This window comes from Enterobacter sp. Ap-1006 (assembly GCF_011752835.1).
Classification (GTDB): domain Bacteria; phylum Pseudomonadota; class Gammaproteobacteria; order Enterobacterales; family Enterobacteriaceae; genus Cedecea.
On sequence record NZ_VWWU01000001.1, the window covers coordinates 627,711 to 652,360 of the forward strand.

Sequence of the window (24,650 nt, forward strand, 5' to 3'; positions counted from 1 at the left end):
GCGTGCTGGAGGATATTCGTGCCAATAGCTGGAGCCTGCGCCCGTGCTGCATGGTGCTGGCCTATCGCGTAGCCCACTTTTGCTCGGTGTGGCGCAAGAAAAACGTCATCAACAACCTCTGGGCCGCGCCCGTGCTGCTGGCCTACCGCTTTATTACCGAATGCCTGTTTGGCTATGAAATTCAGGCGGGAGCCACCATTGGCCGCCGGTTCACTATTCATCACGGCTATGCGGTGGTTATCAATAAGTTCGTCGTCGCCGGGGATGATTTCACCATCCGCCACGGCGTCACCATTGGTAACCGGGGGAACAGTCTCGCCTGCCCGGTGATTGGCAACGGCGTTGAACTGGGCGCTAACGCGATCGTCGTGGGCGATATCACCCTCGGTAATAACGTGACTGTAGGCGCGGGCAGCGTGGTGCTGGACAGCGTGCCGGACAATGCGCTGGTGGTCGGTGAAAAAGCTCGGGTGAAGGTGATCCAATGAACATCATGCAATTTAATGTCCGCCTGGCCGAAGGTGGTGCGGCGGGCGTGGCGCTCGATCTGCACCAGCGTGCACGTCTGGCCGGGCTCTCCTCACGTTTTATCTATGGCTATGGCAAAGGCGGTAAGAAAAGCGCCAGCCATGACATTTATCCCGACGTTGAGAAACACACGCCTCGCCTGGTGTCGGTTGCCAATATCGCGCTGTTCCGTTTTCTGAACCGCGATCCATTCGGCAATCTGAATAAGCTTTACCGTCGGGTCACTCGCAGCCCACAGCCGGTTGTGCTGCACTTCCACGTGGTGCACAGCTATTGGCTGAACCTGGACGAAATGGTGTCGTTTTGCCAGCGGGTGAAGGCGCACAAGCCGGATGTTACCTTCGTCTGGACGCTGCACGATCACTGGAGCATTACCGGGCGCTGCGCCTTTCTGGACGGCTGCGAAGGCTGGAAAACCGGCTGTGTTAAATGCCCGACGCTGAACAACTATCCGCCGGTCAAAGTGGATAAGGCGCACCAGCAGGTGGCGGGCAAGCGCCAGCTGTTCCGCGAGATGCTGGCGCTGGGCTGCAAGTTTATCTCCCCCAGCCAGCACGTCGCAGAGGCTTTTAATCAGCTTTATGGTGCCGGGCGCTGCAGCATCATTAATAACGGTATTGACGTCGCCACCGAGGCGATTCTGGCGGAGCTGCCTGAAAGCGGCGTCGCGACGGTGAAACCCCGCGTGGCTATTGTGGCCCACGACCTGCGCTACGACGGCAAAACCAACCAGAAACTGGTACAGGCAATGATGGCGCTGGGCGACAAAATTGAGCTGCATACCTTTGGCAAATTCTCGCCGTTTGAAGGCGCTAACGTGGTGAACCACGGCTATATGACCGACAAGCGCGCGCTGATGAGCGAGCTGAACACGATGGACAGCCTGGTGTTCAGTTCCCGCGTGGATAACTATCCGCTGATCCTGTGCGAGGCGCTGTCTATCGGCGTGCCGGTGGTGGCGACGAGCAGCGAGGCCGCGGATGAAGTTCTGCGTAAAGTGGGGGGCAAAACCTTCACCCCGGAACACGTTCTGGCGCTGGTGCAGCTTAAAAAAACGCAGCTGGCAGAGCAGGTTTTCGCGACTGATTTAGCGACCTTCCGTGCAGCCAGCCGCACGGCCTATAGCGGCAAGCAGATGCTGGAGGAATATGTCTCGTTCTATCAGGGTCTGTAGCTATCTGCTGCTGCCGTTCATCTATCTGGTGGTGAACATTAAGCTCGCCTCTCTGGGGGAGAGCTTCCCGATAACCATCGTGACCTTCCTGCCGGCGATTTTGTTTCTGTACATCGAGCGCATCAACCTTAAAAAACTGATGATTGCGTTGGGTGTCGGGGCGGGACTGACGGCGTTTAACTACATTTTTGGCCAGTCGCTCGACCCGGCCAAGTACGTCACCTCGATGATGCTGTTTGTCTATATTGTGCTGATATTGGGCATGACATGGAGCTGCCGATTCAAAACTATTTCTCAGCGCAATCACCGCAAGATATTACGGTTTTTCTATGCCGTGGTGGGCATTATTGTGGCGCTGGCGGCGGCGGAAATGGCTCAGATTATTCTGACCGGCGGCAGTAGCCTGATTGAGAAAATTTCAAAGTTTCTCATCTACAGCAACAGTTACGTGCTCAACTTTATTAGCTTTGGTGGGCGGCGTACTACGGCGCTCTATTTCGAGCCCGCTTTCTTCGCCCTGGCATTAATCTCAATTTGGCTCAGCATCAAACAGTTTGGTATCAAAACACCGAAAACTGATGTTATGATTCTTTTAGGGATAATCCTGTCAGGATCTTTCTCCGGGGTAATGACGTTTATTTTGTTTTATCTGCTGGAGTGGGCGTTTCAATACCTTAATAAAAGCGCCATTAAAAAGAAATTGCCATTGGCAATTATTTCACTGGCTGTTTTTTTAATCGGTTTAGTATTCGCTTTCCCTTATATCGCAACCCGTGTTGGTGATTTGGGAACAGAAGGATCGTCATCGTATTACCGTATTATTGGTCCATTGGCGATGGTTGGCTACTCTCTGGAAAATGTTGATGGCGTAGTACGGTTTGGTTCTCTCTATGAATATGTCGCATCATTCGGAATATTTAACGGTGCGGATGTAGGGAAAACCGTGGACAATGGACTGTATCTGCTGATTATTTATTTCTCATGGTTTGCAGTATTAATGACCGCTGGCTATATGTGGCGAGTCATGAAAATGATGCGCAATGCCTTTGGCAATAATGAGAATTATCGTGTTCAGCTTTGGTTGTTTATGCCTGTATCTTTGTTCTTTACCGGTTCTATTTTTAGCCCGGAATATGCATTTTTAATTGTTTGCCCATTTATTTTGCGTAAAGCAATTAAGCATTCGCTGCCAGGAGGTGCGCAATAATGTTATTAAGTGTTATTACAGTGGCATGGCGTAACCATGCCGGGGTCGTGAAGACCTGGCAATCGCTGGCGCACCTGGCACAGGCCAAAGGCATCGAGTTCGAATGGATTGTGGTGGACGGCAACTCTCCAGACGGCACGGCTGAGTTTCTTGCTGGCCTGCAGGGCCAGTACAACCTGCGTTTTGTCAGTGAGAAAGACAGCGGCATTTACGACGCGATGAACAAAGGCATCGTCATGGCGCAGGGGCGCTATGCGCTCTTTCTGAACTCCGGCGATGCTTTCCACCCTGAGATTGCCGAGGTGATTTATCAGCTGGCAGCCTTAGGCGAGCGCGATGACGCGATGGTGATTGGTGACGCGCTGCTGGACTTTGGCGACGGCAATAAAATTCGCCGCAGCGCCAAGCGGGGCTGGTATATCTACCACAGCTTGCCGGCCAGCCATCAGGCTATCTTTTTCCCGCTCTCTGGACTGCGTAAATATCCCTACGATCTGCAATATAAAGTCTCATCCGATTACGCGCTGGCGGCAAAAATGTATAAAAACGGCTATGCCTTTAAGCGTATCAAAGGGCTGGTGTCTGAATTTTCAATGGGCGGCGTGTCTACCTCTAACAATATTGAATTGTGCCGTGATGCGAGACATGTTCAGCGAAAAATATTACGCGTACCGGGCTTTATTGCCGAACTCTCTTTCCGACTCAGGTTAAAAACAACCGGCAAAGCAAAAGCGCTTTATAACAAAGCTTAAAGCTCACAGGAAATATTATGCAGGATTTAAGCGGCTTCAGTGTACCGAGGGGATTTCGCGGCGCGAGCGGCATTAAAGTGCAGTTGTGGTGGGCGGTTCAGGCCACTTTATTTGCCTGGTCTCCGCAAGTTTTATATCCGTGGCGTGCCTTTTTATTACGTGTTTTTGGGGCGAAAGTAGGCAAGAAGGTTGTTATTCGCCCCTCGGTGAAAATTACCTACCCATGGAAGTTAACGCTCGGAGATTATGCCTGGGTTGGCGATGATGCCGTGCTCTATACCCTCGGTGAAATTAGCATCGGAGCAAATTCCGTGGTGTCGCAAAAATGTTATTTGTGCACCGGCAGTCACGATTATATGAGTCAGCATTTCGATATTACCCAGTCACCGATTGTTATCGGCGAAAAATGCTGGCTGGCAACGGATGTATTTGTTTCCCCGGGCGTCACGATAGGCGATGGCTGCGTGGTGGGAGCCCGGAGCAGCGTTTATAAATCATTACCGGCGAATGCCGTTTGCAGGGGAAACCCGGCAGTAAAAATACGCGACCGCGCGTAATGCTTTCACCCTTGCTCTGTTTGTGACTGTTTATCTCCCCTGCGGAGAGACAGGGAGTGAGGGGTAAGGGCCAATAAAAATGTTCACAGAGGATAAATTATCATGACTAAAGTAGCTCTCATTACGGGTGTCACCGGACAAGACGGCTCTTACCTGGCGGAATTCCTGCTGGAAAAAGGCTATGAAGTTCACGGTATCAAGCGCCGCGCCTCTTCTTTCAACACCGAACGCGTGGACCACATTTATCAGGATCCGCACGCGGGTAACCCAAAATTCCATCTGCACTATGGCGACCTGACCGACACCTCCAACCTGACCCGTATTCTGTCCGAAGTGCAGCCGGATGAAGTCTACAACCTGGGCGCGATGAGCCATGTCGCGGTTTCTTTTGAGTCACCGGAATACACCGCGGACGTGGATGCGATGGGCACCCTGCGCCTGCTGGAAGCCATTCGCTTCCTCGGCCTCGAAAAGAAAACTCGCTTCTACCAGGCATCCACTTCAGAGCTGTACGGCCTGGTGCAGGAGATCCCACAGAAAGAAACCACGCCTTTCTACCCGCGTTCCCCGTACGCAGTCGCCAAGCTTTACGCCTACTGGATCACCGTCAACTACCGTGAATCCTACGGCATGTATGCCTGTAACGGCATTCTGTTCAACCACGAATCTCCGCGTCGCGGCGAAACCTTCGTCACTCGCAAAATTACCCGCGCGATTGCCAATATCGCGCAGGGCCTGGAGAAGTGCCTGTACCTCGGCAACATGGATTCCCTGCGCGACTGGGGCCACGCCAAAGACTACGTGAAAATGCAGTGGATGATGCTGCAGCAGGAAAAACCGGAAGATTTCGTGATCGCCACCGGCGTGCAGTACTCCGTGCGTCAGTTCGTAGAAATGGCGGCGGCACAGCTCGGCATCAAACTGCGCTTTGAAGGCCAGGGCGTGGAAGAGAAAGGCATTGTGGTTTCCGTCACGGGCCACGACGCGCCGGGCGTGAAACCAGGCGACGTTATCGTCTCCGTTGATCCGCGTTACTTCCGTCCTGCGGAAGTGGAAACCCTGCTGGGCGACCCAACCAAAGCGCATGAAACGCTGGGCTGGAAGCCGGAGATTACCCTGCAGGAGATGGTCGGTGAAATGGTAGCCAAAGACCTGGAAGCGGCGAAGAAACACTCCCTGCTGAAGTCCCATGGTTACGAGGTCGCCATCGCGCTGGAGTCCTGAGCATGAATAAGACACGTATCTTTGTTGCCGGGCACCGTGGGATGGTCGGCTCGGCCATCGTCCGCCTGCTCGGGCAGCGCGATGACGTTGAGCTGGTGCTGCGCGGGCGCGATGAGCTGAATCTGCTGGACGCTGGGGACGTTAATGCCTTCTTCGCCAGCGAGAAAATCGACCAGGTTTACCTGGCGGCGGCAAAAGTGGGCGGTATCGTCGCCAATAACACGTTCCCGGCAGAGTTTATCTACGAGAACATGATGATCGAAAGCAACATTATTCATGCCGCGCACACGCACGGCGTGAACAAACTGTTGTTCCTCGGCTCATCCTGTATTTACCCGAAGATGGCGAAACAGCCGATGGCCGAAAGCGAGCTGCTGCAGGGCACGCTTGAAGCCACGAACGAGCCGTATGCGATTGCCAAGATTGCCGGTATCAAGCTGTGCGAGTCCTACAACCGCCAGTACGGGCGGGATTACCGCTCGGTGATGCCGACCAATCTGTACGGGCCGAACGACAACTTCCACCCTAGTAACTCTCACGTTATTCCGGCCCTGCTGCGCCGCTTCCATGAAGCTACGCAGGAAAATGCCCCGGACGTGGTGGTGTGGGGCAGCGGCACGCCGATGCGTGAGTTCTTGCACGTGGACGATATGGCCGCGGCCAGCATTCACGTGATGGAGCTGGATCGGGAAGTGTGGCAGGAGAATACCGACCCGATGCTGTCGCACATTAACGTCGGCACCGGCGTGGACTGCACCATTCGTGAACTGGCGCAGACTCTGGCGAAAGTCACCGGCTACCGGGGGCGTGTGGTGTTCGACGCCACTAAACCAGACGGCACGCCGCGCAAGCTGCTGGACGTTTCCCGCCTGCATCGCCTCGGCTGGTATCACGAGATTACCCTGGAGGCGGGCCTCGCCAGCACTTACCAGTGGTTCCTCGAAAATCAGCAGCGGTTCCGGGGGTAAGCATGTTTTTGAGCGCGGAAGATTTTGCCACCGTAGTGAGCGCCACGCCGCTGATCTCCATCGACCTTATTGTCGAAAACCAGGCGGGCGAATTCCTGCTGGGTTTGCGGACCAATCGCCCTGCGAAGGGCTTTTGGTTTGTGCCGGGGGGCAGGGTGCTGAAGAACGAAACGCTGGCGAATGCTTTTATTCGTCTCACCGAGGCTGAGCTGGGCAAATCGTTCACTCTGCTGGACGGGGAGTTTTACGGCGTCTGGCAGCATTTCTACGGCGATAACTTCTCCGGGAAGGATTTCTCGACCCATTACGTGGTGCTGGGTTTCCGCCTGCGGGTGGACGACAAACAGCTGAGCCTGCCTGCTGAGCAGCACAAAGCCTACTGCTGGCTGACGCCGGAAGCGCTGCTCAAGCGGGAAGACGTGCACGACAACAGCCGCGCTTACTTCATCACTCAGGGCAAAGGGAAGGTACCGGGCTTATGAAAATTCTGGTCTACGGCATTAACTATTCCCCGGAGCTGACCGGCATCGGCAAGTACACCGGTGAAATGGTGGAGTGGATGACCAGCCGGGGCCATGAGGTGCGGGTGATCACCGCGCCACCTTATTATCCGGTCTGGCGCGTGCACCCGGACTACTCGGCGTGGAAATACAAAAAAGAGCAGGGGAAAGCGACCGTCTGGCGCTGCCCGCTGTATGTGCCGAAGCAGCCTTCGACGCTCAAACGCCTGATTCACCTGGGCAGCTTCGCGCTGAGTTCATTTTTCCCGCTTCTGGCGCAACGCAGCTGGAAGCCAGACCGGGTCATTGGCGTGGTGCCGACGCTGTTTTGCGTGCCGGGGATGCGCCTGCTGGCAAAACTGAGCGGGGCGCGCACGCTGCTGCACATTCAGGACTATGAGGTGGACGCGATGCTCGGCCTCGGTATGGCCGGAAAGACACCGGGAAAAATTGCTCGCCTGGCCCAGCGCTTTGAAAAAAGCGGACTGCACAACGTTGATAACGTCTCCACCATTTCTCGCTCGATGATGAACAAGGCTACCGAGAAAGGCGTCGACCCACAGCGGGTGATTTTTTTCCCTAACTGGTCGGAAGTGGCGCGTTTCCGTGACGTTGATCCGGCGCAAATCCAGGCCGTGCGCCAGGCGCTCAATCTGCCGGCAGATAAAAAAATCATTCTGTACTCCGGCAATATCGGCGAAAAACAGGGGCTGGAAACGGTGATTGAAGTGGCGAGCCGCTTCTCTGAGAGCCCGTATCTGTTCGTGATTGTGGGCCAGGGCGGCGGTAAAGAGAGGCTCGAAAAACTGGTGCACGTTCACGGGCTGAGTAACGTGGTGTTCCACCCGCTTCAGTCTTACGACGCGCTGCCCGCGCTGCTCTGCCTGGCCGATTGTCATTTGGTTATCCAGCGCCGGGGAGCGGCGGACGCCGTCCTGCCGTCAAAACTCACCAATATCCTGGCCGTCGGCGGCAATGCGGTGATTACCGCCGAGCCTGAAACAGAGCTGGGCCAGCTTTGCGAAGCGTATCCGGGCATTGCGGTTTGCGTGATGCCTGAGTCCGCCGATGCGCTGGCGGCGGGCATTGAACGCTGTCTGCAGCTGCCACAACACAACACGACGGCACGTGAATATGCCGAACGCACGCTCGAAAAAGAGAACGTGTTAAGCCAATTTATTGCTGACATTCGGGGATAAATGATGAGTCAGTCACAACTCTATCCGGTGATCATGGCGGGCGGAAACGGGAGCCGTCTCTGGCCGCTGTCCCGCGTGCTGTACCCCAAGCAGTTCCTCTGCCTGAAAGGGGATCTGACCATGCTGCAAACCACCATCAATCGCCTGAACGGGGTAGAGTGCGAAAGCCCGGTGGTGATTTGCAATGAGGAACACCGCTTTATTGTCGCCGAGCAGCTGCGCCAGCTAAGTAAGCTGACCGAAAATATCGTGCTGGAACCGGCCGGGCGCAACACCGCGCCAGCCATTGCGCTGGCCGCCCTGGCCGCGCTGCGTAACCAGCCGCAGCAGGACCCGCTGATGCTGATCCTCGCGGCCGATCACGTCATTCAGAATGAAGAGGCTTTCCGCGAGGCGGTGCGCTGCGCGATGCCTTATGCGGAAGCTGGCAAGCTGGTGACCTTTGGGATCGTCCCCGACCTGCCGGAAACGGGCTACGGCTATATTCGCCGTGGCGCAGTGGCGACGCCGGAAAACGGCGTCGATGCCCTGGCGTTTAGCGTCGCGCAGTTTGTCGAAAAACCCGATCTCTCCACCGCCCAGGCCTATGTCGCCTGCGGCGAATACTACTGGAACAGCGGCATGTTCCTGTTCCGCGCGGGCCGCTATCTGGAAGAGCTGGCGAAGTTCCGCCCCGACATTCTGGCCGCCTGCGAAAAAGCCATGGCGGGCGTTGACCCGGATTTGGATTTTGTCCGCGTGGATGAGCAGGCGTTCCTGGCCTGCCCGGATGAGTCTATCGACTATGCGGTAATGGAAAAAACTGCCGATGCGGTGGTGGTGCCGATGGACGCCGGCTGGAGCGATGTGGGCTCGTGGTCCTCGCTGTGGGAAATCAGCGCCAAGAGCCCGGAAGGGAACGTACATCACGGCGATGTCATCAGTCACGAAACCGAAAACAGCTACATCTATGCCGAATCCGGCCTGGTCACTACCGTGGGGGTGAAAGACCTGGTCGTGGTGCAAACCAAAGATGCGGTGCTGATTGCCGACCGTGACCACGTACAGAACGTGAAGAAAGTGGTGGAGCGCATCAAAGGCGATGGCCGCCACGAGCACCACAACCACCGGGAAGTTTACCGCCCGTGGGGGAAATACGACTCCATCGACGCCGGGGAGCGTTACCAGGTGAAGCGCATCACCGTTAAGCCTGGCGAAGGGCTCTCGCTGCAAATGCACCACCACCGCGCCGAACACTGGATTGTGGTGGCGGGCACCGCCAAAGTCACTCTGGGGGATGAGATTAAGCTGCTGGGTGAAAACGAGTCTATCTACATTCCCCTCGGCATGACCCACTGCCTGGAAAACCCCGGCAAAATTCCCCTCGACCTGATTGAGGTTCGCTCCGGTACCTATCTGGAAGAAGACGACATCGTCCGCTTCCAGGATCGCTACGGACGTATTTAATCCCTGACTAAAAAACAAGCTCCACGGGCCAAGAACCCGTGGGTTGGGTAACTGTTGCCCGAAGGAGCGAAATCATGCAGCAACTGACCTGTTTTAAAGCCTACGACATCCGCGGTCGCCTGGGCGACGAGCTAAATGAAGACATCGCCTGGCGCATTGGCCGCGCCTACGGCGAGTACCTGAAGCCAAAAACCATCGTCCTCGGGGGCGACGTACGTTTGACCAGCGAATCGCTGAAACAGGCGCTGGCGCGTGGCCTGCAGGATGCGGGCGTGGACGTGCTGGATATCGGCCTGTCCGGTACCGAAGAGATTTACTTTGCCACCTGGCACCTGGACGTGGACGGCGGCATCGAAGTGACCGCCAGCCACAACCCGATGGACTACAACGGCATGAAGCTGGTGCGCCAGGGGGCTCGCCCTATCAGCGGTGACACCGGCCTGCGTGACGTACAGCGCCTGGCGGAAGCCAACGACTTCCCGCCGGTGGATGAGGCGGCGCGCGGCAGCTATCAGAAAGTGTCGGTGGTAGACGCTTATCTCGACCATCTTTTCTCCTACATCAACGTCAGCCACATCAAGCCGCTGAAGCTGGTGGTGAACTCCGGTAACGGCGCGGCCGGCCCGATTGTGGACGCCATCGAAGCACGCTTTAAGGCACTTAATGTCCCGCTGACGTTTGTGAAGGTGCACAACACGCCGGACGGCAATTTCCCGAACGGGATCCCTAACCCGCTGTTGCCGGAGTGCCGCGCCGATACCCGCGACGCGGTGATTGCGCACGGGGCAGATATGGGCATCGCCTTCGACGGGGATTTTGACCGCTGCTTCCTGTTCGACGAGAAAGGGCAGTTTATCGAGGGGTACTACATCGTGGGTCTTCTGGCGGCGGCGTTCCTCGAAAAACAGCCCGGAGCAAAAATCATTCACGATCCGCGCCTGTCCTGGAACACGGTCGATATCGTCGAGCGAGCGGGCGGCCAGCCGGTGATGTCGAAAACCGGGCATGCGTTTATCAAGGAGCGTATGCGTGAAGAGGATGCCATTTACGGCGGGGAGATGAGCGCCCATCACTATTTCCGCGATTTTGCCTATTGCGACAGCGGGATGATCCCCTGGCTGCTGGTGACCGAATTGCTGTGCCTGAAGGGCAAAACGCTGGGCGAGCTGGTCGAGGATCGCATGGCGGCGTGGCCAGCAAGTGGTGAAATCAACAGCAAGCTGGAAACCCCGGCAGAGGCGATTGAACGTGTTCGCGCGCATTTCGGCCCGCACGCGGCAGAGATTGACCACACGGACGGCATCAGCATGGCGTTTGGCGACTGGCGCTTCAACCTGCGCAGCTCTAACACCGAGCCGGTGGTGCGCCTGAACGTGGAGTCTCGCGGAAACGAGGCGCTGATGCAGGCGCGAACGCAGGAAATTATGGCTCTGCTGAACCAATAATCTGCCGTATTGAGGTGTTTGACCCTCACCCTGACCCTCTCCCTGGTAGGGAGAGGGAATATCAAGTGCCAGCTTTTCTCGCACTCTCCAGTGGAGAGGGAATAGTCAGGTGCCAGCTTTTCTCCCTCTCCCCCGTGGGGAGAGGGCTGGGGTGAGGGGGAAAACACCGATGCGACAACTTTCAAAGGTAAAACGATGACAAATCTAAAAAAGCGTGAGCTGCCAAAAACCAACGCATCGTTGATCTCTATGGTGCAACGTTTTTCTGACATCAGCATCATGTTTGCCGGGCTATGGATGGTTTGCAAGGCTAACGCTTTGCCTTTTCTCTATATGCATTTGCTGATGGCTTTATTAACCCTCGTTGTGTTCCAGATGATCGGTGGGATGACGGATTTTTACCGCTCATGGCGCGGGGTGAAAATGTCCAGCGAGCTATTCCTGTTGCTGCAAAACTGGACGCTGAGCGTGGTTTTCAGCGCCGGATTGCTGGCGTTTAACAGCGATTTTGATGGCTCTTTCTGGGTTTATCTGGCCTGGTATGCCTTGACCGGTGTGGGGATGGTTATCTGCCGGTCATGGATCCGTTTTGCCGCAGGCTGGCTGCGTAATAAAGGTTTTAATACGCGACGCGTTGCCATTGCGGGATCTTTGCCGGTCGGACAGGTGCTGGCGCAGAGCTTCAAGAATGAACCGTGGCTCGGCTTCAACGTGCTTGGCGTGTATGACGATGAGCCGCCTGCAGGCGCCCTGGTTAGCTATATTGGCAACTTCAATACGCTGGTGGCGGACGCCCGCAGCGGCCAAATTGATAAAGTCTATATCGCGATGGAAATGAGCCACGAGTCGCGCATTAAAAAGCTGGTGAGTGAGCTGGCGGATACCACCTGTTCGGTACTGCTGATCCCCGATGTTTTCACCTTCAATATCCTTAATGCCCGCACCGAAGAGGTCAACGGCGTGCCGGTTGTGCCGCTGTTTGAAACGCCTTTGAGTGGCTTTAACAGCGTACTCAAACGGCTGGAAGATATCGTGCTCTCCTCTTTTATTCTGCTGCTGATTTCCCCGGTTCTGCTTTGCATTAGCCTCGCGGTGAAGCTGACTTCCCCCGGGCCGGTGATTTTCCGTCAGACGCGCTACGGCATGGACGGCAAGCCAATCAAAGTGTGGAAATTCCGCTCTATGAAGGTGATGGAAAACGACGCGGTAGTTGTGCAGGCCACGAAAGGCGATTCGCGCATCACGCCGGTAGGCAGCTTTCTGCGCCGCACCTCCCTCGACGAACTGCCGCAGTTTATCAACGTGCTGCTGGGCGGTATGTCCATCGTCGGCCCTCGTCCCCATGCCGTGGCCCATAACGAGCAATATCGCGCGTTAATAGAAGGCTACATGCTGCGCCACAAGGTCAAGCCGGGCATTACCGGCTGGGCGCAAATTAACGGCTGGCGCGGGGAAACGGACACTCTCGACAAGATGGAAAAGCGCGTGGAGTTCGACCTGGAATACATTCGCGAGTGGAGCCTGTGGTTTGACATCAAGATTGTCTTCCTGACCGTTTTCAAAGGCTTTGTCCACAAAGCGGCATACTGACCGGAATCCAACATGAGCCTGAGAGAAAAAACCATCAGCGGGGCGAAGTGGTCCGCGATTGCAACGGTGATCATTATTGGTTTAGGGCTGGCGCAGATGACGATTCTGGCCAGAACTATTGATAACCACCAGTTTGGCCTGCTGACGGTGTCGCTGGTGATCATCGCCCTGGCCGATACGCTGTCTGATTTTGGTATCGCCAACTCGATTATTCAGCGCAAAGAGATAAGCCAGCTGGAGTTGACCACGCTCTACTGGCTGAATGTCGGGCTGGGCGTGCTGGTGTGCATCGCGGTGTTTTTACTGAGCGATGTGATTGCCGGCGTGCTGCATAACCCGGACCTGTCGCCGCTGATTAAAACGCTGGCCTTTGCTTTCATTGTCATCCCTCACGGGCAGCAGTTTCGCGCCCTGATGCAGAAGGAGCTGGAGTTTTCAAAAATCGGCTCGATTGAGACGGTGTCCGTGCTGGTGGGGTTCAGCGTCACCGTGACGGCGGCGATGTACTACCCGTTCGCCATCACGGCAATCATCGGTTACCTCGTGAATACCGTCGTTCGTACCTCACTGTTTGGCTTCTTTGGCCGCAAAATTTACCGCCCTGGCTTCCACTTCTCCCTGAAGTCGGTCAGTGCAAACCTGAAGTTTGGCGCCTGGCTGACCGCCGACAGCGTGATCAACTACGTCAATACCAACCTTTCCACGCTGGTACTGGCGCGTATTCTCGGGGCTGGGGTCGCCGGCGGCTATAACCTGGCTTATAACGTGGCCGTTGTGCCTCCGATGAAGCTCAACCCGATCATCACCCGCGTGCTGTTTCCGGCGTTTGCCAAAATTCAGGACGACACGGCGAAGCTCCGGGTAAATTTTTACAAGCTGCTGTCGATTGTGGGCATCATTAATTTCCCGGCGCTGCTGGGGCTGATGGTGGTCTCCAATAACTTCGTCCCGCTGGTGTTTGGGGAGAAGTGGCAGTTCATCACGCCCATCCTGCAGCTGTTGTGCGTTGTTGGCCTGCTGCGTTCCATCGGGAATCCCATCGGTTCGTTGCTGATGGCCAAAGCGCGCGTGGACATCAGCTTCAAATTCAACGTGTTTAAAACCTGCCTGTTTATTCCGGCGATTATTGTCGGCGGCCAGCTCGGCGGCGCGCTCGGCGTGACGCTCGGTTTCCTGCTGGTTCAGGTTGTGAACACCGTGCTCAGCTATTTCATCATGATTAAACCCGTGCTGGGCTCCAGCTATCGGGAATACATCCTCAGCATCTGGCTGCCTTTTTATCTCTCACTCCCAACGCTGATTGTCAGCGCCGGGCTGGGCATCGCGCTGACCGGGCATTTACCTCTGGCGATGTTGCTGGCGGCACAGGTCGTCGCGGGAGCGGCGGCGTTTATCGTGATGATTATTTTGTCCCGCAATGCGCTGATCGTTGAACTGAAGCGGCAGTTTTGCCGCAGCGAACGCCTGAAAGCGCTGCTCCGCGCTGGCTAAGAACAACAAAGAGGGGAAACCACATTTTCCCCTTTGTCATAAAGTTAGAGGTCGATATGAAATTACTTATTCTTGGCAACCATACTTGCGGCAATCGCGGTGATAGCGCCATTTTGCGCGGGTTGATTGACGCCATCACGACGCTTGATGACGGCATTCATGTGGATGTGATGAGCCGCTACCCGGTAAGTTCTGCCTGGCTGCTGGGGCGCCCGGTGCTGGGTGACGGGCTCTACAAGCAGATGAAGCGGTATAACAACGCCGCCGGACTGGTCGGGCGGGTCAAAAAAGTCCTGCGCCGTAGATATCAGCACCATCTGCTGGTGGCGAAAGCAAGCAACACCGGGCGATTGCGTAACATCGCCATCCCACAGGGGTTTATTGATTTTGTGAAATCGCTGCAGGAATACGACGCGATTATTCAGGTGGGTGGCTCTTTCTTTGTCGATCTTTATGGCGTCACGCAGTTTGAGCACGCGCTGTGCAGCTTTATGGCCCGCAAGCCGGTTTATATGGTTGGTCACAGCGTGGGCCCGTTCCAGGAGCCGCAGTTTAACCAACTGGCGAACTACGTCTTTGGGCACGCTAAATCCCTGATTCTGCGCGAAACAGTAAGCCTGGAGTTGATGAAGCAAAGTCAAATCGACACCAGCAAGGTGGAACAGGGCGTCGATACGGCGTGGCTGGTGGCGCAGCATGAAGAGGATTTTGTGCCGGGTTATGCGGTTAAGCACTGGCTGGACGTGGTCGAGAGAAAGAAAACCGTGGCGATTACGCTCCGCGAACTGGCGCCGTTTGATAAACGCCTCGGCACCACCCAGGAAGCTTACGAGAAGGCCTTTGCCGAAGTGGTAAATCGCACGATTGAACAGGGCTATCAGGTCCTGGCGCTTTCCACCTGCACCGGCATCGACAGCTATAACAAAGACGACCGCATGGTGGCGCTCAATATCCGCCAGTACATCAACCAGCCCGATGACTACCACGTCGTGATGGATGAATTGAACGACCTGGAAATGGGCAAGATTTTTGCTGCCTGCGAGCTCACGGTGGGTACGCGTCTCCACTCGGCCATTATTTCGATGAACTTCGGCACGCCGGCTATCGCCATCAACTACGAGCACAAATCTGCGGGCATCATGCAGCAGCTGGGGATGCCAGAAATGGCTATTGATATTCGTCAGTTGCTGGACGGCTCTTTGCAGGGCGTAGTGGCGGATGTTTTAGGGCAATTGCCCGCGATTAACCAACGTCTTACGGTGGCAGTGAGCGCTGAGCGTGCTAACGGCATGAACATGGTGCGGTCGGTGCTTGAGCGAGTTAAGGAGGATAAATGAAGGTCGGTTTCTTCCTGCTGAAGTTTCCCCTGGCGTCGGAAACTTTTGTGCTGAATCAGATAACCGCTTTTATCGACATGGGCCACGAGGTTGAGATTGTTGCCCTGCAAAAGGGCGACATGACCAATACCCACGCGGCGTTTAAAAGCTATGGGCTTTCGGAAAAAACCGTCTGGCTGCTCGACGAGCCAGAAGGTAAAGTCGCGAAGCTGAAAAACCGGGCGTGGAATACGCTGCGGGGGGCTTTGCGAGGCAGCACGTGGCGAGCGCTTAACCGCACGCGCTATGGCGATGAAGCCCGCAATCTGATCCTGTCCTCGATTTGTGGCCGGCAGAAACAGCCGCTGGAGGCCGACGTTTTTATTGCTCACTTTGGTCCGGCGGGCGTTACGGCCGCCAAGCTGAAGGAGCTTGGCGTGCTCAACGGCAAAATTGCCACCGTGTTTCACGGGATTGATATCTCGCACCGGGATGCGCTGGCTCACTATACGCCGGAATACAGGCAGCTGTTTGAGCGTGGGGACTTAATGCTGCCCATCAGCAATCTCTGGGCCAGCCGCCTGAAGAACATGGGCTGCCCGGAAAGCAAAATTGCGGTCTCAAGGATGGGCGTGGATATGGACAAGTTTTCTTTAAGACCCATGAAAACGCCGGGGGCGACGCTGGAGATTATCTCGGTGGCGCGGCTGACGGAAAAAAAAGGGTTACATTTTGCCATTGAAGCCTGCCGCCTGCTGAAAGCGCGCGGCGTGGCATTTCGCTACAACATTTTAGGCATTGGCCCCTGGGAGCGTCGTCTGAAGACGCTGATTGAGCAATTGCAGCTGGAGGACGTGGTCTTTATGCCCGGTTTTAAGCCGAGTCATGAAGTGAAGGCGATGCTGGACCAGGCCGACCTGTTCTTGCTTCCTTCGGTGACCGGAGAAGACGGGGATATGGAAGGCATCCCCGTGGCGCTGATGGAGGCGATGGCCGTTGGCATTCCGGTCGTGTCTACCGTTCATAGCGGCATTCCTGAGCTTATCGACGCCGATGAATCGGGCTGGCTGGTGCCGGAAAAGGATGCTTTTGCGCTTGCCGATAAGCTACAGGTTGCGGCTTCTGTGCCAGAAAGTGACCTGCAGTTAATATTGACTCGGGCAAGAGAGAAAGTCGCCGGCCAGTTCAATCAGCAGGTTATCTACCAGCAGCTTGCCCGTCAGCTTCAGACGCTATAAATCACCGAATCTTATGCTGAGGACTTATGTCGAAAAGCAATTCACTGAAGCATCTTCCTTTCTCTGCGTCTCGCCGCAAATTGCTCGCCGCAGGCTCTGCGTTAGCGGCGACATCCCTTATTCCCGGCACGGTAAACGCCATTGGCCGGGGAACACAGGTAAACATCAAAGATTTCTACCAGGCCGATTGGATCGCTGCGTTTAACAAGGCGTTTGCCGCAGCGGATGTGGTTGAAGTCCCGGCAGACGTTGTCTATGACAGCATCAATACCGCCATTTTTATGCCGCAGGGGAAAACGCTTCATGTGGCTGGTGGGCTGAAAGGGAATGGCAAAGGGCGATTTGTACTGCAGGATAGCTGCCAGATAGTCGGGGAGGGAAAAGGGCGATTTAACAACATCACGCTGGATGTAAGGGGATCCGACTGTACGATCAGGGGCATAGATATGAGCGGGTTTGTCAATGTGGCGCAGATTTACATTGGCGGGAAAGATAACCGGACTATGCGCAATCTGACTATCGACAACATCACGGTACATGATGCCAACTACGCCATCCTGCGGCAGGGGTTTCACAACCGGATGGAGAATGTGCGTATCACCAACGGCCACTTCAGCCATCTGCAAGGGGATGCCATTGAGTGGAATGTGGCGATCAACGACCACGACCTGCTGATTTCTGACCACGTTATTGACAACATTAACTGTACTAATGGAAAGATTAACTGGGGCATAGGCATCGGGCTGGCGGGCAGCACATATGACAATAATTATCCCGAAGATCAGGCGGTAAAAAACTTCGTCGTGGCTAATATCACCGGCAGCAACTGCCGGCAATTAGTCCATGTTGAGAATGGGAAGCATTTCGTTATTCGTAACGTAAAAGCACGCAATATTAATCCGAACTTTAGCCGCACGGCAGGGATTGATAACGCAACCGTGGCAATATATGGCTGCGATAACTTTGTGATTGACGATGTGGATATGGTTAACAGCGCCGGGATGCTGATTGGTTATGGCGTCATTAAGGGAAATTACCTGTCTATTCCGCAAAACTTTAAGTTAAGCGATATTAAACTCGATAATAGCGAACTGAGTAGCCCTCTGCGCGGCATTCAGATCTCATCCGGGAACGCAACCTCCTTTGTGGCACTGAATAACGTCACACTCAAGCGCGCCTCGCTTGAGTTTCACAACAAACCTCAGCACCTTTTCATGCGAAATATCAACGTAATGCAGCTTTCTACGGCAGGACCAGCCCTGAAGCTGAACTTCGACCTCCGTAAGGACGTACGCGGCAAGTTCATGGCCAAAGACGGCACGCTGCTGTCGCTGGCGAATATTCACGCGGTGAATGAAAGGGGGCAAAGTTCGGTAGACATAGACCGGATCGATCAGCTCCACGTCAACGGTGAGAATCTTAATTTTACGCTCTCAAAAGTAAGTAAATAATAATGCAACCCCTTTTACGACAATTCTGAGTCAACAGAGGCTGAAATAGCGGCGTTGACATATTTCGTTGACACTTCTATGGCGTTAGCATGAATCATTCGTTTAATAAATTCATGCTGGCATCAGAGCACGAAAAGACTATAATCTTCCAACCATTTAGAGGTGGGACTAAGAATGACTAATTTAAAAGCAGTTATCCCGGTAGCCGGTTTGGGCATGCATATGCTGCCTGCCACTAAGGCTATTCCTAAAGAGATGCTGCCTATTGTTGATAAGCCGATGATCCAGTACATCGTCGACGAAATTGTTGCCGCTGGTATCAAAGAAATCGTGCTGGTAACCCACTCTTCCAAGAATGCTGTTGAAAACCACTTCGACACCTCATACGAGCTGGAAGCCCTGCTTGAGCAGCGCGTTAAGCGTCAGCTGCTGGCCGAAGTCCAGTCTATTTGCCCGCCAGGCGTCACCATCATGAACGTTCGTCAGGCCCAACCGCTTGGGCTGGGGCACTCTATACTTTGCGCGCAGCCTATCGTGGGTAACAATCCTTTTGTTGTGGTACTGCCGGATGTTGTGCTTGATGGTGCTACTGCCGACCCGCTGCGCTATAACCTGGCTGCCATGGTGGCTCGCTTCAATGAAACGGGGCGAACTCAGGTTCTTGCTAAGCACATGCCAAATGAAGATCTGGCGGCATATTCTGTAATCACCACGAAAGAACCGCTGCAGAATGAAGGGCAGGTGAGCCGTATGGTCGAGTTTGTTGAAAAACCTGACCAGCCGCAAACGCTGGACTCCGATCTTGCAGCCGTTGGGCGTTACGTACTTTCGGCTGATATTTGGCCATTGCTGGAAAAAACAGAACCGGGTGCATGGGGACGTATTCAGCTCACGGATGCCATCGCGGTATTGAATGAAACTCAGCCGGTTGAAGTGATGCAGATGACCGGCGAGAGCTACGACTGTGGTAAGAAAATGGGCTATATGCAGGCGTTCGTCCAGTACGGGCTACGCAACCACAAGGAAGGCCAGAAGTTTCGCGAAAGAATTCAGAAGCTGCTAGCTAAGGCATAAGTTCTGTTTTAAGTCGCTGTCATGGAGGAGAGCGCGATAAACGGTGGCATAGCGTTCAGTCTGAGGTAGGCATTGAACGTTGAGCCGCCGTTTTGCTTTATTAATGATTATGTTTTTCAAGGTATTACCATCTTTCTGTCGGCTTGTACAGACCGAAGATCTTCCTTGAGAATTGCAGTATGAAATATAAAATCGTGGCGCTCTCTTTGTGAGTGCACCGAAAATGCACTATCGCCTATTGTTGTACAGTGCACTGGTAGCTGTTGAGCCAGGGGCGGTAGCATGCCCGTAACTCATTGCAACCCATAAGAAACATATCCTGGCTTTACGTCGTTAAAACACAGTTCAAGCAAAATAAATCGCGGGAAAATTATTGTGAAAATCCTTGTTACTGGCGGGGCGGGCTTTATTGGCTCTGCTGTTGTTCGTCACATTATTCAGAATACTGAAGATTCTGTCGTAAACGTAGATAAGTTGACCTACGCAGGCAATCTCGAGTCGTTGAGTGAAATTGCAGATGATGCGCGTTACGCATTCGAGCGAGCCGACATTTGTGATGCTGGCGCTATGGCGCGGATTTTTGCGGAACATCAACCAGATGCAGTGATGCACCTGGCGGCAGAAAGCCATGTTGACCGCTCAATCACTGGGCCTGCGGCGTTTATTGAAACGAATATCATCGGTACTTATGTTCTGCTTGAGGCTGCTCGTCAATACTGGTCACAACTTGATGAAAAACGCAAAGATGCATTTCGTTTTCATCATATCTCGACTGATGAAGTATACGGCGATTTGCCTCATCCTGATGAGATGCCGGCTGGCAGCGTATTGCCGTTATTTACTGAAACAACGCCATATTCTCCAAGCAGTCCTTATTCTTCCTCAAAAGCCTCAAGCGATCATTTAGTTCGCGCCTGGAAGCGTACCTACGGTTTGCCAACGCTAGTGACTAACTGCTCTAACAACTATGGTCCGTATCATTTCCCTGAAAAACTGATTCCACTCATCATCTTGAGTGCGCTGGCAGGTAAACCACTGCCGGTCTATGGTAATGGCCAGCAGATCCGTGATTGGTTGTTTGTCGAAGACCATGCTCGTGCGCTGTATAAAGTCGTGACGGAAGGGGTAATTGGCGAAACCTATAATATTGGTGGTCACAATGAGCGGCAAAACCTTGATGTTGTGAAGACCATTTGCAGCATTCTGGATGACGTTATTACGGACAAGCCGGCTGGCGTAAACCATTTCGCCGATCTCATTACCTATGTAGCCGATCGCCCAGGACACGACCTTCGTTATGCCATTGATGCCAGCAAAATCAAAGACGAGTTGGATTGGGTACCGCAGGAAACATTTGAGTCAGGTATTCGCAAAACGGTTGAATGGTATTTAGCTAATGAGCAGTGGTGGCAGCGAGTGATGGATGGTTCGTACACTGGTGAACGTTTAGGACTGGCAGAATAATAAGGAAAGAATGATGAAAGGTATTGTACTTGCGGGTGGTTCAGGAACTCGTCTTTATCCAATCACTCAAGGCGTGTCAAAGCAGTTGTTGCCTGTGTATGATAAGCCCATGATTTTTTACCCTATTTCTGTGCTTATGCTGGCTGGAATCCGTGATATTTTGGTGATCACTACTCCAGACGATATGCCGGCGTTCAAGCGTTTGTTGGGTGATGGCTCGCAGTTTGGTATTAATTTGTCTTACGCCGTTCAGCCTTCTCCGGACGGTCTCGCTCAGGCATTTATCATTGGTGAAGAGTTCATTAACAATGAACCCTGTGCACTGGTGCTGGGTGATAACATCTACTTCGGTCAGAGTTTTGGTAAGAAGCTGGAAGCAGCAGCCCAGATGAGTGACGGAGCAACGGTATTTGGTTATCAGGTACAAGATCCGGAGCGTTTCGGCGTTGTGGAGTTTGACGATAACTATAAAGCTCTGTCAATCGAAGAGAAGCCACTAAAACCAAAATCAAACTGGGCGGTGACTGGACTTTATTTCTACGACAAAAACGTTGTTGAAATGGCAAAGCAGGTCAAACCTTCTGCTCGCGGCGAACTTGAAATTACCACTCTAAACCAGATGTATCTGGAACAGGGGAATCTTCAGGTTGAGCTGCTGGGTCGTGGTTTTGCCTGGTTGGATACCGGTACGCACGACAGTCTGGTAGAAGCATCACAGTTTATTCATACGATAGAAAAACGCCAGGGTATGAAGGTTGCCTGCCTTGAAGAAATTTCATACCGTAAAGGCTGGATGAGTAAAGAAAAGGTTGAAGAGCAAGCTGCGTTGCTTGCTAAAACAGACTACGGTCGCTACCTGAAAATGCTGATTAACGAATAATAGCGTGTACCTCTCCATATTTATTGACATTATTCTCTGTAATTTTGGAGAGGTAAAATTAGCGCTGCAGAGCATTATTTATCGTCTATTCATAGTTGCTTCCCCTTAGTTAGGTTTTAATAAATTAAAAATAGTAAAAGAAAAAACTAAGGAAATGCAATACAGAGACGATAACGTTGTCTAAAAACCAACAAGTCGTTTTTAAAAAATATATAGTCAAGGGGCAGTTCAGTGAAAGTTGTTGATACTAAAATCCATGATGTGAAAATTATTGAGCCGAGAGTATTTGGCGATGAGCGTGGTTTTTTTCTGGAAACTTTTGAGAAGAAACGTTATCAGGAAATGCTGAATATTGACCTTGATTTTGTGCAGGACAACCACTCTCGCTCGACAAAAGACGTTCTCCGTGGTCTGCATTATCAAAAAATTAACCCACAGGGTAAATTGGTACGAGTTGTTAGCGGTGCGGTGTTTGACGTTGCGGTAGATATTCGCCCTGAATCAGAAACCTATGGCTGCTGGGTTGGCGTTGAGCTTTCTGCTGAAAACAAAAAACAACTCTGGATTCCGCCTGGTCTGGCCCACGGTTTTTGTGTGCTGACGGATACGGCAGATTTTGAATATAAATGCACTGATTATTATTATCCAGAGCATGAAGGGTGTCTGTTATGGAATGATAAAGATGTCGCTATTGAATGGCCTGTTGTAAATCCTAAGCTATCGGACAAGGATAAAAAAGGCCTAACATTGGTGAATCTTTATAAATGAGAGTATTACTAACTGGAGCAAACGGGCAGTTAGGACAAAGTCTACGTCAATATATTCCGACAGACTGGGTTGTGCTGCCTGCGGATAAGATATTCCTTGATATCACAAATCAAAGCAATGTAAATCGCGTTATTTCATCTTTCAAACCTGATGTCATAATCAATGCGGCAGCATTTACCTCTGTTGATGAGGCAGAGGTAAGTATCGAACTAGCGGAGCAGGTGAATTTTTTGGGTGCAAAATATATTGCTGAAGCAGCCAAAAATAATGGAATCAAGCTAATCCATGTTTCCACTGATTACGTTTTCGATGGAAAGTCTGCAAATCCATATACCGAGCAAGATATAACTGAGCCTCTTAATGTTTATGGCACAAGCAAGATGCATGGAGAAATTGCGGTATTAGAAAACCATGCCGAAGCTATCATTATAAGAACATCGTGGGTCTATAGCGAATACGGTAAGAATTTTTTAAAGACTATTTTCAAATTAATTGAAAACGATAAAGATATTAAAGTTGTATCCGATCAGATAGGCGCGCCTACGTATGCACCAGATATAGCAAAGTTGATCGTTGATATTATCAGGGATGACAAATTACAGCCTGGGTTGTATCATTTTAGCGGCGATCAGGTAATGAGTTGGTATGATTTTGCTCATAAAATTGCTGAATCCGTAACTGTCTCAAATTCAAAAGTAGAGGGTATCAGCTCGTCAGAATATACATCTGCAGCAAAGAGACCTTCATATAGTGTTTTAAATTGCGATAAACTAGAAAAGTTTGGTTATAAGCGCTCAAATTTTTCAATTGGTTTTAACCAATCTATTAGCGCACTTATTGATGAAAGTAAATAATTATGATTCCGTTTATTAGTGAAATAGTTGAGTATCGACAGGTTTTACAACAACTGATACATCAACAAATTACGATGAGATACAGAAGAACGTTTTTTGGGTTTTTCTGGACCTTACTGAATCCATTGCTAAATATGGCAATCATTGCTGCTGTATTTTCCCTGGTAATGAAGTTTCAGGTCAATGAATATGCGATATTCTTATTTGCAGCAATGATTCCGTGGTCAATATTTTCTAATTCCCTCAATCAAGGGGGCGGGGCATTACTAGCAAACGAGTCATTGTTTAAAAAGATCTACTTGCCCAAACAGTTGTTTGTTGTCTCGGTGGTTATTTCTACGCTGATTGACTCATTGCTGAGCACGGCATGCCTGTTCATTATTGCTGTGTTCTTGGGTGCTAAAATAACATTCGCACTCTTCTTCTTACCCGTTGCTTTTCTGTTGTTAGCCTCGTTTTCCCTTGGCATTGCTCTGATACTCTCAGTTTTGACGGTGTATTATAGAGATGTTCAGTACTTAATAGGCGTTATTTTGCAGGCATTGTATTTTGCCACGCCGATTATTTATCCTATTACAGCGATACCAGAGAAGTTCCATTCAATATTTGTTTGGAATCCTTTGGTGTATTATATCGATCTTTTCCGTGCGCCTATCTATTCCGGTGTTTTGCCGGAGGTTAGCTCATTAATTATATGCTCAATTTTTTCCATAATGAGTGTTGTATGCGGTGTGCTATTCTTTAGACGCAATGATTCAAAAGTTATATTTAGGTTGTAATTATGAATTCTGGAATCACTCTTGAAAAAGTCGGACTACAGTTTACGCTTTACAACAATAAAAGCTCAAGCGTAAAAGAGTTATTTGCTGATTTATTCACCAATTCTGTTAGAAATAAAACAGAAACCTTCGCGGCATTAAGTAATATCAATTTAAAAATTAATCACGGCGACAGGTTAGGCATCATTGGCCATAATGGTGCCGGTAAAAGTTCTCTATTAAAGATACTATGTAAAATTTACACGCCAACAACGGGTAGTATTTCTATTCATGGTAAAGTTGCACCTTTGCTTGAAATTGGTGCCGGTTTCAATCCTGAACTAAGTGGACGAGAAAATATATATCTTAATGGTACTATTCTTGGCTACAGCTTCAAAAAGCTAAAAGAGATCGAGTCTGAGATTATTGAATTTTCAGAGCTTGAGAAGTTTATTGATATGCCTGTAAAGTATTATTCTACGGGCATGTATATGAAATTGGCTTTTTCTATCGCCACTGCAACTAAACCTGATATCTTGATTCTTGATGAACTCTTCGCCGGCGGTGATGCTGATTTTATCAAAAAAGCACAAGCTAGAATGAAAGGTCTAATAGAAGATTCCAATATAATGGTTTTCGTTTCTCACCAAATGGAACTATTAGAAGAGCTTTGCAACAGGGTTATTTGGGTTGATCATGGAAAGATAATTGCCGATGGTAAGCCTGATGAAATCATAAATCAATACTTAAAAAATGAGAGTTAATA

Annotated in this window: 23 protein-coding genes; all 23 read left to right on the forward strand. The window is 51.9% G+C overall.

Going from position 1 to position 24,650, the window contains the following annotated elements:
* Positions 1-2 precede the first annotated feature (2 nt).
* The 23 genes from wcaB (at position 3) to F3J28_RS02960 (ending at position 24,648) form a co-directional block, all read left to right on the forward strand.
* On the forward strand, positions 3-488 hold the full coding sequence (wcaB, locus tag F3J28_RS02850; protein WP_166872532.1) for a colanic acid biosynthesis acetyltransferase WcaB: 486 nt from the start codon (positions 3-5) through the stop codon (positions 486-488).
* Positions 485-1,702 carry a glycosyltransferase gene (locus F3J28_RS02855; RefSeq protein ID WP_166872535.1) on the forward strand — a complete coding sequence of 406 codons (1,218 nt, stop codon included), beginning with the start codon at positions 485-487 and terminating at the stop codon, positions 1,700-1,702. Before wcaB ends, F3J28_RS02855 begins: the two co-directional genes overlap by 4 nt.
* On the forward strand, positions 1,677-2,909 hold the full coding sequence (wcaD, locus tag F3J28_RS02860; protein ID WP_166872538.1) for a colanic acid polymerase WcaD: 1,233 nt from the start codon (positions 1,677-1,679) through the stop codon (positions 2,907-2,909). Before F3J28_RS02855 ends, wcaD begins: the two co-directional genes overlap by 26 nt.
* On the forward strand, positions 2,909-3,661 hold the full coding sequence (gene wcaE / locus F3J28_RS02865) for a colanic acid biosynthesis glycosyltransferase WcaE (RefSeq protein ID WP_166872541.1): 753 nt from the start codon (positions 2,909-2,911) through the stop codon (positions 3,659-3,661). Before wcaD ends, wcaE begins: the two co-directional genes overlap by 1 nt.
* Positions 3,662-3,678: 17 nt before the next feature.
* On the forward strand, positions 3,679-4,218 hold the full coding sequence (wcaF, locus tag F3J28_RS02870) for a colanic acid biosynthesis acetyltransferase WcaF (RefSeq protein ID WP_166872545.1): 540 nt from the start codon (positions 3,679-3,681) through the stop codon (positions 4,216-4,218).
* A gap of 102 nt (positions 4,219-4,320) precedes the next feature.
* Positions 4,321-5,442, forward strand: a complete 1,122-nt coding sequence (gene gmd, locus F3J28_RS02875; RefSeq protein WP_008455078.1) for a GDP-mannose 4,6-dehydratase — start codon at positions 4,321-4,323, stop codon at positions 5,440-5,442.
* Between the two features lie 2 nt (positions 5,443-5,444).
* Positions 5,445-6,410, forward strand: coding sequence for a GDP-L-fucose synthase (gene fcl, locus F3J28_RS02880; protein ID WP_166872548.1), 966 nt, complete (start codon positions 5,445-5,447; stop codon positions 6,408-6,410).
* A gap of 2 nt (positions 6,411-6,412) precedes the next feature.
* On the forward strand, positions 6,413-6,892 hold the full coding sequence (locus tag F3J28_RS02885) for a GDP-mannose mannosyl hydrolase (protein WP_166872551.1): 480 nt from the start codon (positions 6,413-6,415) through the stop codon (positions 6,890-6,892).
* Complete coding sequence (wcaI, locus tag F3J28_RS02890; protein ID WP_166872554.1) at positions 6,889-8,109, forward strand: colanic acid biosynthesis fucosyltransferase WcaI; 1,221 nt, start codon at positions 6,889-6,891, stop codon at positions 8,107-8,109. Before F3J28_RS02885 ends, wcaI begins: the two co-directional genes overlap by 4 nt.
* 3 nt (positions 8,110-8,112) lie before the next feature.
* Complete coding sequence (gene cpsB / locus F3J28_RS02895; RefSeq protein WP_166872557.1) at positions 8,113-9,555, forward strand: mannose-1-phosphate guanyltransferase; 1,443 nt, start codon at positions 8,113-8,115, stop codon at positions 9,553-9,555.
* A 74-nt stretch (positions 9,556-9,629) separates the two neighbouring features.
* Entirely contained in the window at positions 9,630-11,000 is a 1,371-nt protein-coding gene (gene cpsG / locus F3J28_RS02900) for a phosphomannomutase CpsG (RefSeq protein WP_166872562.1), read from the forward strand.
* A gap of 195 nt (positions 11,001-11,195) precedes the next feature.
* Positions 11,196-12,590: an undecaprenyl-phosphate glucose phosphotransferase gene (wcaJ, locus tag F3J28_RS02905; RefSeq protein WP_166872566.1), complete on the forward strand. Its 1,395-nt coding sequence runs from the start codon at positions 11,196-11,198 to the stop codon at positions 12,588-12,590.
* A gap of 12 nt (positions 12,591-12,602) precedes the next feature.
* Positions 12,603-14,081, forward strand: coding sequence for an MOP flippase family protein (locus tag F3J28_RS02910; RefSeq protein WP_166872569.1), 1,479 nt, complete (start codon positions 12,603-12,605; stop codon positions 14,079-14,081).
* Positions 14,082-14,137: 56 nt separating this feature from the next.
* On the forward strand, positions 14,138-15,418 hold the full coding sequence (gene wcaK, locus F3J28_RS02915) for a colanic acid biosynthesis pyruvyl transferase WcaK (protein ID WP_166872572.1): 1,281 nt from the start codon (positions 14,138-14,140) through the stop codon (positions 15,416-15,418).
* Entirely contained in the window at positions 15,415-16,635 is a 1,221-nt protein-coding gene (gene wcaL / locus F3J28_RS02920; RefSeq protein WP_166872574.1) for a colanic acid biosynthesis glycosyltransferase WcaL, read from the forward strand. Before wcaK ends, wcaL begins: the two co-directional genes overlap by 4 nt.
* 26 nt (positions 16,636-16,661) lie before the next feature.
* Positions 16,662-18,086 carry a colanic acid biosynthesis protein WcaM gene (gene wcaM, locus F3J28_RS02925; protein ID WP_166872577.1) on the forward strand — a complete coding sequence of 475 codons (1,425 nt, stop codon included), beginning with the start codon at positions 16,662-16,664 and terminating at the stop codon, positions 18,084-18,086.
* 174 nt (positions 18,087-18,260) lie between these two features.
* Positions 18,261-19,160: a UTP--glucose-1-phosphate uridylyltransferase GalF gene (gene galF, locus F3J28_RS02930; protein ID WP_166872581.1), complete on the forward strand. Its 900-nt coding sequence runs from the start codon at positions 18,261-18,263 to the stop codon at positions 19,158-19,160.
* Between the two features lie 372 nt (positions 19,161-19,532).
* Positions 19,533-20,624 (forward strand): dTDP-glucose 4,6-dehydratase, encoded by a 1,092-nt coding sequence (gene rfbB / locus F3J28_RS02935; RefSeq protein ID WP_353620573.1) that lies wholly within the window; start codon positions 19,533-19,535, stop codon positions 20,622-20,624.
* Positions 20,625-20,637: 13 nt separating this feature from the next.
* Complete coding sequence (gene rfbA / locus F3J28_RS02940; RefSeq protein WP_166874395.1) at positions 20,638-21,504, forward strand: glucose-1-phosphate thymidylyltransferase RfbA; 867 nt, start codon at positions 20,638-20,640, stop codon at positions 21,502-21,504.
* Positions 21,505-21,735: 231 nt separating this feature from the next.
* A complete protein-coding gene (rfbC, locus tag F3J28_RS02945) occupies positions 21,736-22,272 on the forward strand; it encodes a dTDP-4-dehydrorhamnose 3,5-epimerase (protein ID WP_166872587.1) in 537 nt (178 codons plus the stop codon).
* A complete protein-coding gene (gene rfbD / locus F3J28_RS02950; protein WP_166872591.1) occupies positions 22,269-23,126 on the forward strand; it encodes a dTDP-4-dehydrorhamnose reductase in 858 nt (285 codons plus the stop codon). The genes rfbC and rfbD overlap by 4 nt, the downstream gene beginning before the upstream one ends.
* Positions 23,127-23,128: 2 nt before the next feature.
* Positions 23,129-23,905, forward strand: coding sequence for an ABC transporter permease (locus F3J28_RS02955; RefSeq protein WP_166872594.1), 777 nt, complete (start codon positions 23,129-23,131; stop codon positions 23,903-23,905).
* Between the two features lie 2 nt (positions 23,906-23,907).
* Positions 23,908-24,648 (forward strand): ABC transporter ATP-binding protein, encoded by a 741-nt coding sequence (locus F3J28_RS02960; RefSeq protein ID WP_166872597.1) that lies wholly within the window; start codon positions 23,908-23,910, stop codon positions 24,646-24,648.
* Positions 24,649-24,650: the final 2 nt, after the last annotated feature.

Coding starts and splice junctions, on each gene's coding strand:
- F3J28_RS02855 (WP_166872535.1), top strand. CDS start 485: ATGAACATCATGCAATTTAATGTCCGCCTGGCCGAAGGTGGTGCGGCG.
- cpsG (WP_166872562.1), top strand. CDS start 9,630: ATGCAGCAACTGACCTGTTTTAAAGCCTACGACATCCGCGGTCGCCTG.
- F3J28_RS02885 (WP_166872551.1), top strand. CDS start 6,413: ATGTTTTTGAGCGCGGAAGATTTTGCCACCGTAGTGAGCGCCACGCCG.
- fcl (WP_166872548.1), top strand. CDS start 5,445: ATGAATAAGACACGTATCTTTGTTGCCGGGCACCGTGGGATGGTCGGC.
- F3J28_RS02960 (WP_166872597.1), top strand. CDS start 23,908: ATGAATTCTGGAATCACTCTTGAAAAAGTCGGACTACAGTTTACGCTT.
- wcaF (WP_166872545.1), top strand. CDS start 3,679: ATGCAGGATTTAAGCGGCTTCAGTGTACCGAGGGGATTTCGCGGCGCG.
- cpsB (WP_166872557.1), top strand. CDS start 8,113: ATGAGTCAGTCACAACTCTATCCGGTGATCATGGCGGGCGGAAACGGG.
- F3J28_RS02955 (WP_166872594.1), top strand. CDS start 23,129: ATGATTCCGTTTATTAGTGAAATAGTTGAGTATCGACAGGTTTTACAA.
- wcaE (WP_166872541.1), top strand. CDS start 2,909: ATGTTATTAAGTGTTATTACAGTGGCATGGCGTAACCATGCCGGGGTC.
- galF (WP_166872581.1), top strand. CDS start 18,261: ATGACTAATTTAAAAGCAGTTATCCCGGTAGCCGGTTTGGGCATGCAT.
- rfbA (WP_166874395.1), top strand. CDS start 20,638: ATGAAAGGTATTGTACTTGCGGGTGGTTCAGGAACTCGTCTTTATCCA.
- wcaM (WP_166872577.1), top strand. CDS start 16,662: ATGTCGAAAAGCAATTCACTGAAGCATCTTCCTTTCTCTGCGTCTCGC.
- wcaI (WP_166872554.1), top strand. CDS start 6,889: ATGAAAATTCTGGTCTACGGCATTAACTATTCCCCGGAGCTGACCGGC.
- rfbD (WP_166872591.1), top strand. CDS start 22,269: ATGAGAGTATTACTAACTGGAGCAAACGGGCAGTTAGGACAAAGTCTA.
- gmd (WP_008455078.1), top strand. CDS start 4,321: ATGACTAAAGTAGCTCTCATTACGGGTGTCACCGGACAAGACGGCTCT.
- wcaD (WP_166872538.1), top strand. CDS start 1,677: ATGTCTCGTTCTATCAGGGTCTGTAGCTATCTGCTGCTGCCGTTCATC.
- wcaL (WP_166872574.1), top strand. CDS start 15,415: ATGAAGGTCGGTTTCTTCCTGCTGAAGTTTCCCCTGGCGTCGGAAACT.
- F3J28_RS02910 (WP_166872569.1), top strand. CDS start 12,603: ATGAGCCTGAGAGAAAAAACCATCAGCGGGGCGAAGTGGTCCGCGATT.
- wcaJ (WP_166872566.1), top strand. CDS start 11,196: ATGACAAATCTAAAAAAGCGTGAGCTGCCAAAAACCAACGCATCGTTG.
- wcaK (WP_166872572.1), top strand. CDS start 14,138: ATGAAATTACTTATTCTTGGCAACCATACTTGCGGCAATCGCGGTGAT.